Raw genomic sequence first — 12448 nt, 5'->3', positions numbered from 1 at the left:
CCCCGGTTCAGGGCACGGGGACCGACACCCGTCCCACGAGCCACGGATAGGAGTCCGACAGGGCCTGGGAGAACAGGTCGAAGTCGTGCCCGCCCCCGGGCACGATCACCAGCCGGTTCTCGACACCGGCCCGGGTCGCCACCGCCGACAGCGTGTGCGCGGCGGCGGCCGGATCGGTGTCGGCGTCACCCGCCTCGAACCAGCCGGCGATCCCGGGGGCCCGGTTCGCGGCCAGCAGCGTCGCCGGGTCGTGTGCGGCGAACGCGGCCTGCGACCCGCCGAACAGCCCGGCGACGGTGTCCGGGACTCCGCCGTTGGAGTCCCCGACCCGCGGGCCGAGCAGTCCGGCGTAGTCACCGAACGTGGCGAACACCGTGGGATGGCGCAGCGCCAGCATCGCCGCGCAGCTGCCGCCCTCGGACAACCCCGCCACCGCCCACGACGGCCCCGGCGGCCGCGTCCCCAGGAGCCTGCTCACCACCCGGGGCACGTCGCGGGTCAGGTAGGTCTCGACCTTCGCCGTCGGGGTGTCGACGCACTCGGAGTCCGCGGTGTAGGTGCCGTTGACGTCGGGCATCACCAGGATCGGTGCCACCCCGTGGTGCTGGGCGGCCCAGGCGTTCGCGACGTCGGCGGCGCCCCCGGAGTCCACCCAGTCCACCGGACGGCCGGGGGTCCCGTGCAGCAGCACGATCACCGGCAGCTGTGGCCGGGGCCGTTCGTACCAGGCGGGCGGCACCCACACGACCGCGGGCCGGGCCGCGAAGTGCGACGCCGTCCCCGGGATCGGGATCTGCACGACCTGACCGGTCGCCGGGACCTTCCGGCTCAGCAGCAGCTGGGCGACCCCGATCCCCTCCGCCGGTCCGGTCCCGGCCACGTCGCCGACGGTCCGCAGGTAGTCCAGACCGGCGTTCACCCCGACCAGGGCGCTCGCCGGCAGCACCACCGCGACGACGCCCGTCGCGCCCAGCCGGGCGAGGATCCGCAGCGACCGGTGGTGACGACGGTACGGATCGGGGACTCCGGGGCGCGTGCCGCGTGGACCGGCCAGGTCGCCGAGCAGCCGCTGGGCGGGTCGCAGGGGGAACCGGACGGCGGCTGACCGCCCGCCCCCTGACACCCCGGCGCGCCGCTCAGCGTGGCGCGCCGTGCCAGCGCCACCGGGCCGGCGCGGGCACACCACGCCACGACGCCCGGCCGGTGTGGTGCAGCAGCGCCCCGGCCGGGTCGTCGCCCGCGTCGATGTCCGGCCACAGCCGGGCGAGTACGCCCCGGCACGGCGCCGCGGGCAGCGTCCACGCCGGATCGGTGGTCCGGGTGATGTCGTGGGTGTGCATCAGGACCTCGGTGACGCCCATCGCGGCGAACCCGGCGGCGTCTGCGTCGCCGTAGGGGTGCCAGCCGCGCACCCCGCCGGGTGCGGTCCGGACGGCGGCGGCGAGCATCGCCCCGCCGGTCGCGACGACCTGCAGCAGCCCGGCGGTGCCGACGGTGTCGGGCACCACGATCTCGAACGGCGGATAGTCGTCGGGCGGGGCGATCGCCACCTGGGCGGCGTAGCCGAACAGGTCGTCCGCGACGTGCACCACGGTGTCGCGGCACGACCAGTCCAGCGGTCCGGCCGGGGCGGACCAGCCGTCGTCGGGTACCGCCCCCAGGGCTCCGACCATCATCGTCACCGCGTTCTCGACGTCGTCCGCGCGCATCGGTGAACCGTGCCCTGCGGGCGGGCACCCGGGCCAGCGCATTAGGCTTCCGCGGTGGCCCACGAGGACGAACGCATCGCACTGCTGCTCGACTACGAGAACCTCGCGATCGGCGCCCGCGACGGGCTCGGGGTCGTCCCCTTCGACTTCGGCCCGGTGGCCGACGCGCTCGCCGAACGCGGGCGGGTGGTGGTCCGCCGCGCCTACGCCGACTGGTCCTCCTTCGACGAGGACCGCCGCCTGATGGCCCGCGCCCAGGTGGAGCTCATCGAGATCCCGCAGCGGATCGGCGGCTCCCGCAAGAACGCGGCGGACATCAAGCTCGCCGTCGACGCGATCGAGCTCGCCTACGAGCGGGAGTTCATCACCACCTTCGCCATCGGCACCGGCGACTCGGACTTCACCCCGCTCATGCACAAGCTGCGCGAGCTGGACAAGCGCGTGATCGGGATCGGGGTGCAGTCCTCGACCTCGGCGTTGCTGCCGCCCTCCTGCGACGAGTTCCTGTTCTACGACCGGCTCCCCGGTGTCGAGCCGACCCAGGCGCCCGCACCGCCGCGTCGTCGCCGGGGGAGTCCGCGCCCCGCCCCGGCCCCGGCCGCGGGACCGGTCGCGACCCCCGCCCCGGTCGCGGTCCCGGAGCCGGAGCCGGTCGTTCCGCCGGACCCGTTCGACGTCACGTTCTCCGACGGGCGCGACGACACCGCCACCACCGGGGCCGAGGAACGCGACGTCGCGGGCCTCGTCGTCAGCACCCTCGTCGGACTGACCCGCCAGGCCGACGGCCCGGTCCTGGCGTCGCGGCTCAAGCGCGCGATCCTGCGCAAGGACCCCACGTTCGACGAGGCCGACCACGGCTTCCGCGGTTTCGGCGAGCTGCTGCGCCATCTGCAGGATCGCGGTGCGGTCACGCTGACCACCGGTGCGGCGCAGGGTGACCCCGAGGTGGCGCTGCCCGACGACCCGGACGCCGACCACGACGCGTTCGCGCTGCTCGTCGACGTGGTGCGCGGGATCGCCGCGGCTGGGGACCCGCCGCAGCTGTCCGGGCTGAAGAACCAGCTCCGCAAGCGGGTCCCGGACTTCTCCGAGAAGCGCTACGGCTTCGGCAGCTTCCTGTCCTTCGCGAAGGCGGCCCGCGCCCGGGACCTCATCGCGATGGAGTGGAGCGACGACACCGGCGACTACGTGCTGCGTCCGACGTCCTGACCGCAGACGACCGCGCCCCCGCCGACGTGGTCGGCGGGGGCGCGGTCGCGGTACTGCGGGGACTCAGCGGCCTGCGGCCTTGCGGGTCCCGCGCTGGAACAGCTTGCCCGCGCGCGAGGTGACCGCACCGGTCACCCCGAACGCGGTGGCGACCGCCCCGGCGGCGACGCGGCTGGTGAACCGGATCGGGTTCAGCGGCTTGTAGACGCGCAGGGCGAAGTCGTCCAGCTGCGAGGCGGCCCGCTCGCCGTTCTCGTAGAGCCGGCGGGCCAGGCGGGCCCCGGTGTCGTCCAGGTCGTCCTCGACGCGGGCGCTCACGCGCGCGGTCCGGTCCGCGGTGCGCACCGCGGAGTCGGCACCCTGTTCGGCGACGGCCTTGACGGTGGCGGCGGACCGCTCCGCGGACGACGATACCTCGCCGGCGACCTGCTTGCCGGTGCGCTGGGCGTTCCCGGCCAGCTGCTCGCCGGTGGCCTTCGCGGCCTCGGCGGCGGCCTTGCCCGCCTTCTTCGGGTCCTTACCCTGGTCATCGACCTTGCGGGCTTCGGCGGCGACCTTGTCGGCGCCCTTCTTGACGGTCTCGCCGGCCTTCGCCGCGCTGTCACCGGTCTCGCCGGCGACCTTCTTGGCGGTGGTCCGCGTGTCGGCACCGATCTTGTCGGCGGCCTTGCCGGTGGTCTCGGCGGCCTTCGACGCGGTGTCACCGGCCGCGGTGGCGGTGGTGCTCGCGACGGCCTTCGTGGCGGTGCCGGCGTCGGCGTCGGCGTCGATGGAGCGGCGTTCGCGCACCGAGCCGTCGGTGCCGTACACGACGAGGTTGCCGCCGCCGTCGTTGGCGATGATCTCCACCGCCCGGGTGATGGCCTCGGCCTGGGTGCTCGTACGGGCACTCGGGCGCTGGGCGTCTTCCTTCTCGACGGTCCAGCCGTCGTCGACCGGCTTGACGTGGCGGTCGGCCATGGCGGGTTCCTCCCCTTTGCGGGACTCACGCGGGCGAACCGGGGTATCCGGATCGGTCTTCTCTCCCCGGAAATGCCCGATGATCGCTGTGCGTAAACGCAGGTCAGCGAGGGGTGGTGAGCGTCTCGTTCCGTCGCGCGACCGCGACCACGGCGGTCAGGGCGCCGACGACCAGCGGTGTGACGACCAGCGCCCCGCCGTGCAGGACGAATGCCTGGGTGAGCGCCGCACCGACCATCAGCAGGACGAGCCCGATGGCGGCCGGTACGGCCGAGCGCCGGGTGCACAGGCCGATCCCGCCGGCCAGCTCGAGGAACCCGACGACGTAGCGCAGCCATTGGCCGAGGCCGATCCCGTCGAAGATCGCGACGGCGAACGGGTCGCCCCAGAACTTCGGCAGCGCCGAGGCCAGGACGAAGAACAGGCCGAGCAGGATCTGCAGCACCCACAGCGCACGATGTGCGGCGACCGGCATACGACGGGTGGGGGAGGGGGCGGTCATGGTGGCCTCCGCGGGCACGGCCCCGGCGGTTCCGGAGCACTCACCGCCTACGACCGGCTGGCCCCGGAGAACTCATCGCCTCGCGCGGCGACCGGGCGGGATACACCACCGGGCATCGGGCCCGCGGCGCGTGGCCGCGGTACCCGATGACCCGATGGTGCCCGGCATCGACAGGGGCTCCCGGTTCTGCAGATGCCGGTCACGGGGTTCAACGCCCGACCCGCCGTCGGGTTGTGGGTGCAGTGGCTCCTGTCTCGCCCGCCACCGTGAGCGGCGCCGCCCCCGCGACGGGCGGGAGCGGATCGCGGCGTGCGTCCGATGAGGAGCACTCCGTCACGATCGCCGGTAGAAGACCGGCGACGGACGGAGAGATCCAGGCCATACTCCTCGTATGCGCGATGAGCGGTGGCGGGTCGAGGTCGGTACGGAGAACGCGACGTGGCTGGCGACGCAGTGCCGCACCGCGATGCTGGCCCGGGAGTACCGGCCGGTCGACGTGGGCGACGGCGTCGTGGAGTTCGACCGGCTCGCCCTCGGCGCGATCCGCGAGCTCGGCGAGGAGGAGGACGGCTACATCTCCGACGACGCCGAGGGCGTGCGCATCTGGATCGGCGACGACGCCTACGAGCTCGAACGCCTCGACTGAGCCCGGGGACGATCCCGGGACGACGAAGGGCCCGGCCGCGAACGGCCGGGCCCTGTCGTCACGCCGGGTGGATCAGGCGATCTGCCGGTCGGTGGGGTCGATCGGGCGTGGCAGCACGGTGCGCCCGGTCAGGTACTCGTCCACCCCGGCGGCCGCGGACCGGCCCTCGGAGATGGCCCACACGATCAGGGACTGGCCGCGGCCCATGTCACCGGCGACGAACACGCCGTCGGCGGAGGACATGTAGCGGTCGTCGCGGGCGACGTTGCCGCGCTCGTCCAGGTCGACCTCGAGGTCGTTCAGCAGGGCGCCCTTCTCCGGGCCGACGAAGCCCATCGCGAGCAGCACCAGCTGCGCGGGGAGCTCCTGCTCGGTGCCCTCGACGGGCTCGAAGCCGTTGTCCCCGCGCTTGACCTCGACGATCCGGATGCCGGCGAGCTTGCCGTCGGCGTCCTTCACGAACTCGGTGGTGTTGACCGAGAACAGCCGGTCGCCGCCCTCCTCGTGCGCGGAGGACACCCGGTAGACCGTCGGGTAGGTCGGCCACGGCATGTTGTCGGTGCGCTGCTCGGGCGGGGTCGGCATGATCTCCAGCTGGGTCACCGAGCGCGCACCCTGGCGGTGCGAGGTGCCCAGGCAGTCGGCGCCGGTGTCACCGCCGCCGATGATCACGACGTCCTTGCCCTCGGCCGAGATCGGCGGCGCGTCCAGGTCGCCCTGCTGCACGTGGTTGGCCCACGGCAGGAACTCCATCGCCTGGTAGACGCCCTCGGCGTCGCGGCCCTCGGCGGGCAGGTCTCGCCACGCCGTCGCACCGCCCGCGAGGACGACCGCGTCGAAGTCGGCCCGCAGCTGCTCGACGGTGACGTCGGTGCCGACGTCGACCGAGGCCCGGAAATGGGTGCCCTCGGCGACCATCTGCTCCAGGCGCCGGTCCAGGCGCGCCTTCTCCATCTTGAACTCGGGGATGCCGTAGCGCAGCAGTCCGCCGATGCGGTCGGCCCGCTCGAACACGACGACGTCGTGCCCGACCCGGGTCAGCTGCTGGGCGGCGGCCAGCCCGGCCGGCCCCGACCCGATGACGGCGACCTTCTTGCCGGTCTTCACCTCGGGCACCTGCGGGGTGACCCAGCCCTCGTCCCACGCCTTGTCGATGATCTCGATCTCGACCTGCTTGATCGTGACCGCGTCGTCGTTGATGGCCAGCACGCACGCCGCCTCGCACGGGGCGGGGCACAGCGTCCCGGTGAACTCCGGGAAGTTGTTCGTGGCGTGCAGGCGCTCGATCGCCTCGCGCCAGTCGTGGCGGTAGACCAGGTCGTTCCACTCGGGAATGAGATTCCCGAGCGGACAGCCCTGGTGGCAGAACGGGATGCCGCAGTTCATGCAGCGCCCGGCCTGGGACTCCAGGGTCTTCGTCGGGAAGTCCTCGTAGACCTCGCGCCAGTCCATCAGCCGCAGGTCCACCGGCCGCCGGGTGGGCGTCTGCCGGGGAGTGGTCATGAAGCCCTTGGGGTCACCCATGAGCAGCCTCCATGATCGCCTGGTTGACATCGCGGCCCTCGCGCTCGGCGTTCTCCGTCGCGAGCAGCACGCGCTTGTAGTCCTTGGGCATGACCTTGCCGAACCGCTCGACCGCGTTGTCCCAGTCGGTGAGCAGCGCGTGCGCCACCGCCGAGCCGGTCTCGGCGTGGTGCCGTTCGACGAGGTCGTGCACGATCGACCGGTCCTCGTCCGAGAGCGGGTCGAGGTCGACCATCTCCGGGTTGACCCGGTTCTTGTCGATGTCGAGCAGGTAGGCCACGCCCCCCGACATCCCGGCCGCGAAGTTGCGCCCGGTCCGCCCGAGGACGACGACCCGGCCACCGGTCATGTACTCGCAACCGTGGTCACCGACGCCCTCGACGACGGCCACCGCGCCCGAGTTCCGGACGCAGAACCGCTCGCCGACGACACCGCGGATGAACATCTCGCCCGAGGTCGCGCCGTAGCCAATCACGTTGCCGGCGATGACGTTCTCCTCGGCGGCGAACGGCGACGACGGGTCCGGCCGCAGGGTCAGCCGGCCACCGGACAGGCCCTTGCCGAAGTAGTCGTTGGTGTCGCCGACCAGCCGCAGCGTGATGCCCTTGGGCACGAACGCACCGAAGCTCTGCCCGGCCGCGCCGGTGAACGTGATGTCGATCGTGTCGTCGGGCAGGCCCTTGCCACCGTGCGCCCGGGTCAGCTCGGACCCGAGCATGGTGCCGACCGTGCGGTTGACGTTGCGCACCGGCAGGTCCAGGCGGACCCGGTCGCCGTTGCGCAGCGCGCCCTCGGCCAGCTGGATCATGGTGTTGTCCAGCGCCTTGTCCAGGCCGTGGTCCTGCTCGCGGGTCCGCTTGCGCGGCGCGTCGTCCGGCACGTCGGCGATCCGGAAGATCGGCGAGAGGTCCAGGTGCTTGGACTTCCAGTGCTGGGCGGCGGAGTCGACGTCGAGCACGTCGGCCCGGCCGATCGCCTCGTCCAGCGAGCGGAAGCCCAGCTCGGCGAGGATCTCGCGGACCTCCTGCGCCACGAACTTCATGAAGTTCACGACGTACTCGGCCTTGCCGTTGAACTTCTTGCGCAGCTCCGGGTTCTGCGTCGCGACGCCGACCGGACAGGTGTCCAGGTGGCAGACGCGCATCATGATGCAGCCCGAGACCACCAGCGGGGCGGTGGCGAAGCCGTACTCCTCGGCGCCGAGCAGCGCCGCGATGACGACGTCACGACCGGTCTTGAGCTGGCCGTCGGCCTGGACCGTGATCCGGTCGCGCAGCCCGTTGGCCATCAGCGTCTGCTGGGTCTCGGCCAGGCCGAGCTCCCAGGGACCACCCGCGTGCTTGATCGAGGACAGCGGCGAGGCGCCGGTGCCGCCGTCGTGGCCCGAGATGAGCACGACGTCGGAGTGCGCCTTGGACACGCCGGCCGCCACGGTCCCGACGCCGACCTGGGACACCAGCTTCACGTGGATGCGGGCCCGCGGGTTGGCGTTCTTCAGGTCGTGGATGAGCTGCTTGATGTCCTCGATCGAGTAGATGTCGTGGTGCGGCGGCGGCGAGATGAGGCCGACGCCCGGCGTCGAGTACCGGGTGGTCGCGATCCACGGGTAGACCTTGCCGCCGGGCAGCTGGCCGCCCTCACCGGGCTTGGCGCCCTGGGCGATCTTGATCTGGATGTCGTCGGCGTTGACCAGGTACTCGCTGGTGACGCCGAACCGGCCGGACGCCGCCTGCTTGACCGCGCTGCGGCGCGAGTCGCCGTTCGGGTCCGCGGTGAAGCGGTCCGGGTCCTCGCCGCCCTCACCGGTGTTGGACCGGCCGCCGATGCGGTTCATCGCGATCGCCAGGGTCTCGTGCATCTCCTGGGAGATGGAGCCGTAGGAGATCGCACCGGTCGCGAACCGGGTCATGATCGACTCGATCGACTCGACCTCGTCGACGGACACGGGCTCGCGCAGGCCGTCCTTGAACGTGAACAGGCCGCGCAGCGTCATCAGCTTCCGCGCCTGGTCGTCGACGGCCTTCGTGTACTCCTTGAAGACCTCGTAGCGCCCGGCCCGCGTGGAGTGCTGCAGCTTGAAGACGGTCTGCGGGTTGAACAGGTGCAGTTCGCCCTCGCGACGCCACTGGTACTCGCCACCGACCGGCAGCGCCCGGTGCGAGGCACGGACGTCGTCGGCGGGGTAGGCGCGGCGGTGGTGGGAGAGGACCTCCTCGGCCAGGACGTCGAAGCCGACGCCGCCGATCCGCGACGCGGTGCCGCGGAACGCCGAGTCGATGACCTCGGAGCCCAGGCCGACGGCCTCGAAGATCTGCGCGCCGGTGTAGGACGCGACCGTCGAGACACCCATCTTCGACATGGTCTTGCGGACGCCCTTGCCGAGCGCCTTGACCAGGTTCTTCGCCGCGGTCCGGCCGTCGACACCCGGGACGTCGCCGCGCTCGGCGAGGTCCTCGACCGTGGCCATCGCCAGGTACGGGTTCACCGCGGAGGCGCCGTAGCCGAGCAGCAGCGCGATGTGGTGCACCTCGCGGGCGTCCGCGGACTCCACGACCAGCCCGACGCGGGTGCGCGAGCGTTCCCGGACGAGGTGGTGGTGCACGGTGCCGGTGAGCAGCAGCGACGGGATCGGCGCGTGCTCGGCGTCCACCCCGCGCTGGGACAGCACGATCAGGCGGGCCCCGTTCTCGATCGCGCGGGACACCTCCTGCTTGATCTCGGCCAGCCGCGACAGCATGCCCTTGCCGCCGTCGCGGGCGGTGAACGTGCCGCGGACGACGTGCGAGGCGAAGCCGGGGAACTCCCCGTCGTCGTTGATGTGGACGATCTTCGCCAGGTCGTCGTTGGTCAGCACCGGGAACGGCACGACGATCGTGCGGCAGTGCGCCGGCGTCGCGTCGAGGAGGTTCTGCTCCGGGCCGAGCTGGCTGAACAGCGAGGTGACGAGCTCCTCGCGGATCGCGTCCAACGGCGGGTTGGTGACCTGGGCGAAGAGCTGGATGAAGTAGTCGTACAGCTGACGCGGACGCTCGGCGATGGCCGCGATCGGCGCGTCGTTGCCCATCGAGCCGATCGGCTCGGCCCCGGTGACCGCCATCGGGCGGAGCAGGACGTTGAGCTCTTCCTCGGTGTAGCCGAGGGCCTGCTGGCGCAGGTTGAGCGTCTCGTGGGTCGGGGTCTCGCGGGTACGCGCGGGCAGTTCGTCGAGCCGGATCAGACCGGCGTGCAGCCAGTCGGTGTACGGCTGCTCGGCGGCCAGCGCGCCCTTGACCTCGTCGTCGTCGACGATCTTGCCGCGCTCGGTGTCGATGAGGAACATGCGGCCCGGCTCGAGGCGGCCCTTGCGGACGACCTTGTCGGGCGCGACGTCCAGCACGCCGACCTCGGAGGCGAGCACGACCAGGCCGTCCTCGGTGACCCAGTAGCGGGCCGGGCGCAGTCCGTTGCGGTCGAGGACCGCACCGATCTGGGTGCCGTCGGTGAACGCGACCAGGGCCGGTCCGTCCCACGGCTCCATCAGCGTGGAGTGGTACTCGTAGAACGCCCGCCGGGCGGGGTCCATCTCGGTGTTGTGCTCCCAGGCCTCCGGGATCATCATCAGCACCGCGTGCGGCAGGCTGCGCCCGGACAGGTGCAGCAGCTCCAGGACCTCGTCGAAGGTGGCCGAGTCCGACGCGTCCGGGGTGACGATCGGGGTCAGCCGCGACAGGTCGCCGGGCAGGTTCGCGGACTCCAGCAGCGACTCGCGGGCCGCCATCCAGTTCCGGTTGCCGCGCAGGGTGTTGATCTCACCGTTGTGCGCCACGTAGCGGAACGGGTGCGCCAGCGGCCACGCCGGGAACGTGTTCGTGGAGAACCGCGAGTGCACGATCGCCAGCGCGGAGGTCACGCGCTCGTCGTTCAGGTCCGGGTAGAACGCGGCGACCTGCGGCTCGGCGAGCATGCCCTTGTAGATGACGGTGCGCGGCGACAGCGACGGGAAGTAGGTCTCGGTGTCGTGCTCGACCCGCTTCCGGAAGCAGAACGCGCGGCGCTCCAGCTCGATGCCGGCGGGCGCGTTCTCCGGGGCGTCCCCGGTCAGCTCCACGCCGCCGACGAACAGCTGGCGGAAGCCGGGCATCGCGTCCCGGGCGATGGAGCCCAGGTCCGCGGCATCGGGGTCGGTCGGGATCTCGCGCCACCCGAGGACCGTGAGGTCCTCCTCGGCGGCGAGCGCGTCGATCCGCTCGATCGCCGCGGCGGCCTCGTCCTCGTCACGCGGCAGCATCGCGATGCCGGTGGCGTAGGCGCCCTCCGCGGGCAGGTCGAAGTCGGTGACCTCGCGGTAGAACGCGTCCGGGACCTGGATCAGGATCCCGGCACCGTCACCGGTGTTGTACTCGGCGCCACGCGCACCGCGGTGTTCCAGGCGCAGCAGGGCCTCGATGGCCTTCTGCACGATGGCGTGGCTGCGCTTGCCGGTGACGTCGGCCAACATGGCCACACCGCAGGCGTCGTGCTCGTGATCGGCGGCGTACAGCCCACCGGGCGAGGGGCGACGCGTCTGGTCACTGATCGCGGCCAACTGCTCCTCCTGTCGTCTCGGTGCACCTGGAGTCACCCGCATCGGACGACCCGGACCGGGCAGCTCGCTGCGGTCCGAAGAAAGTTCTCAGAATACAGCGCGCAGCCCGAGTGGGACGTGCGACGAGGGCCGTTCAGGTGCACCGTGCCGCCGGGTGGGTGACCGGCGGACGGAATCCTCCTCCGGGCACGCCGAGCGGCCGGGCGCTGACTTCCAGTACCCGGCCATTCCTGCGGCACGGTTCGACCACACACCCCGGCGAGTGCGGTCTGGCGAGTGCACAGAGTCGCACGCCGCCACCGCGATGCGCTACTGAGAGCGGCCCACCGGTCCCGTGATGTGGATCGCTGACCATGCGAGCAGGTCGACGTTGCCGGCCCGTGTCCGGACGGTGAGCGAGGCGTGACCATCCGTCGGGAGCGGCGTGCTCCTGCATGGGATCGCCGCGGGCGTCCGAACCGTTACGCAGCGCGTCCCCGGGTCGGGCAGACTGCTCCCTCGTGAACGTGCCCCCGATCCGCGTCGCCACACCCGGGCCGCCGCCGACTTCACCCGAGCGGGTGACCGGCGGCCGGGTGGTGGAGGTACTCGCCGACGTCGCGACCATCGGTCCCTGGTTCGCGGTGGCGACACCCGCCGCCTCCGGGACCGTCCGGTGGGCCGACCTCTACGCCGCGCCGGTCCCCGGCGGCCCGGACCCGCTCGGCCGGCGGATCGGCGAGGTCACCACCGCGCTCGGCGGGGACCGGCGGATCGGGGCCTCGGTGGCGGTCATGGGGCTCGCGGCGCGGATCGTGTCGATGCCCTTCGCGACCGTGGCCCTGCACGGTGTGCTCCCGTCGCTCGGCGAGCTGCGCCGCGACCCCGGCGCCGCCGACCCGTGGGCGCCGAGCCTGTCCGCCGGGCCCACCGGCGTCGCCACCCCGGACGTCGCCGACGACCCGGCGGGCGCCGCGGACCTGCTCGCCCGCGAGCTCGCCGCCACCCACCTCGATCCGCTGTACGCCGCCGTCGCCGCCCGGGCCGTGGTGTCGCCGCGGGTGCTGCGCGGCAACGTCGTGTCCTCGATCGGCGGGGCGGCACGGGTGATGGAGGCCATGCGACGCCCGGACCGGCGCCGCTATCTGGCCCTGCTCGACGCGCTCGCCGACCACCCGGTGCTGCGCGGGCCGCTGCCGTCGGGGGCCACCGGCCGGCTGCTCCGCCTCGATGACACCGACGCGGACACCGAGTGGGCGTTCCGGCGCCGCTCCTGCTGCCTCTACGTCCGCGCCCCCGGCGGCGGGACCTGCGGCGACTGCGTGCTCGTCGGCCGGGCCTGATCCGGACCCACC

At 72.6% G+C, this 12448-nt stretch carries 9 protein-coding genes; 3 read left to right on the top strand and 6 right to left on the bottom strand.

All coding sequences use genetic code 11. The features are described from left to right. Positions 1–7: 7 nt before the first annotated feature. Together DMP15_RS21930 and DMP15_RS21925 are read right to left on the bottom strand one after the other, a co-directional pair. A complete protein-coding gene (locus DMP15_RS21930) occupies positions 8–946 on the bottom strand; it encodes an alpha/beta hydrolase (RefSeq protein ID WP_304580214.1) in 939 nt (312 codons plus the stop codon). Positions 947–1136: 190 nt separating this feature from the next. After that, positions 1137–1709: a maleylpyruvate isomerase N-terminal domain-containing protein gene (locus DMP15_RS21925; protein WP_217266942.1), complete on the bottom strand. Its 573-nt coding sequence runs from the start codon at positions 1707–1709 to the stop codon at positions 1137–1139. Positions 1710–1763: 54 nt separating this feature from the next. On the opposite strand from DMP15_RS21925, the gene DMP15_RS21920 reads away from it, so the two are divergent. Next, a complete protein-coding gene (locus tag DMP15_RS21920; RefSeq protein ID WP_073578088.1) occupies positions 1764–2918 on the top strand; it encodes a PIN domain-containing protein in 1155 nt (384 codons plus the stop codon). A gap of 63 nt (positions 2919–2981) precedes the next feature. Here DMP15_RS21920 and DMP15_RS21915 read toward each other — a convergent pair whose 3' ends face one another. Both DMP15_RS21915 and DMP15_RS21910 read right to left on the bottom strand, forming a co-directional pair. Then, positions 2982–3878: a DUF2188 domain-containing protein gene (locus DMP15_RS21915; RefSeq protein WP_073578087.1), complete on the bottom strand. Its 897-nt coding sequence runs from the start codon at positions 3876–3878 to the stop codon at positions 2982–2984. A gap of 103 nt (positions 3879–3981) precedes the next feature. Continuing rightward, entirely contained in the window at positions 3982–4380 is a 399-nt protein-coding gene (locus DMP15_RS21910) for a DoxX family protein (protein ID WP_337826394.1), read from the bottom strand. A gap of 391 nt (positions 4381–4771) precedes the next feature. Here DMP15_RS21910 and DMP15_RS21905 point away from each other — a divergent pair, with 391 nt between their 5' ends. After that, positions 4772–5026 carry a hypothetical protein gene (locus tag DMP15_RS21905; protein WP_073578086.1) on the top strand — a complete coding sequence of 85 codons (255 nt, stop codon included), beginning with the start codon at positions 4772–4774 and terminating at the stop codon, positions 5024–5026. Between the two features lie 72 nt (positions 5027–5098). Here the strand turns inward: DMP15_RS21905 and DMP15_RS21900 are convergent, their stop codons facing one another. Beyond that, positions 5099–6550 (bottom strand): glutamate synthase subunit beta, encoded by a 1452-nt coding sequence (locus tag DMP15_RS21900; protein WP_073578085.1) that lies wholly within the window; start codon positions 6548–6550, stop codon positions 5099–5101. Beyond that, positions 6543–11027: a glutamate synthase large subunit gene (gene gltB / locus DMP15_RS21895; RefSeq protein WP_376772715.1), complete on the bottom strand. Its 4485-nt coding sequence runs from the start codon at positions 11025–11027 to the stop codon at positions 6543–6545. Before gltB ends, DMP15_RS21900 begins: the two co-directional genes overlap by 8 nt. Before the next feature lie 587 nt (positions 11028–11614). Between gltB and DMP15_RS21890 the strand changes: the two genes are divergently transcribed. Further along, entirely contained in the window at positions 11615–12436 is an 822-nt protein-coding gene (locus tag DMP15_RS21890; protein ID WP_253067255.1) for a (2Fe-2S)-binding protein, read from the top strand. Positions 12437–12448 lie beyond the last annotated feature (12 nt).

It is taken from the genome of Pseudonocardia sp. UM4_GMWB1, assembly GCF_017312155.1.
In the GTDB taxonomy this organism is placed as follows: domain Bacteria; phylum Actinomycetota; class Actinomycetes; order Mycobacteriales; family Pseudonocardiaceae; genus Pseudonocardia; species Pseudonocardia alni.
This window is presented reverse-complemented; position numbering and strand designations above follow the sequence as displayed.

Excerpts from the sequence above, each read along its gene's own strand:
- DMP15_RS21925 (WP_217266942.1), bottom strand. The coding sequence starts at position 1,709 with ATGCGCGCGGACGACGTCGAGAACGCGGTGACGATGATGGTCGGAGCC.
- DMP15_RS21915 (WP_073578087.1), bottom strand. The coding sequence starts at position 3,878 with ATGGCCGACCGCCACGTCAAGCCGGTCGACGACGGCTGGACCGTCGAG.
- DMP15_RS21910 (WP_337826394.1), bottom strand. The coding sequence starts at position 4,380 with ATGACCGCCCCCTCCCCCACCCGTCGTATGCCGGTCGCCGCACATCGT.
- DMP15_RS21905 (WP_073578086.1), top strand. The coding sequence starts at position 4,772 with ATGCGCGATGAGCGGTGGCGGGTCGAGGTCGGTACGGAGAACGCGACG.
- DMP15_RS21900 (WP_073578085.1), bottom strand. The coding sequence starts at position 6,550 with ATGGGTGACCCCAAGGGCTTCATGACCACTCCCCGGCAGACGCCCACC.
- gltB (WP_376772715.1), bottom strand. The coding sequence starts at position 11,027 with ATGTTGGCCGACGTCACCGGCAAGCGCAGCCACGCCATCGTGCAGAAG.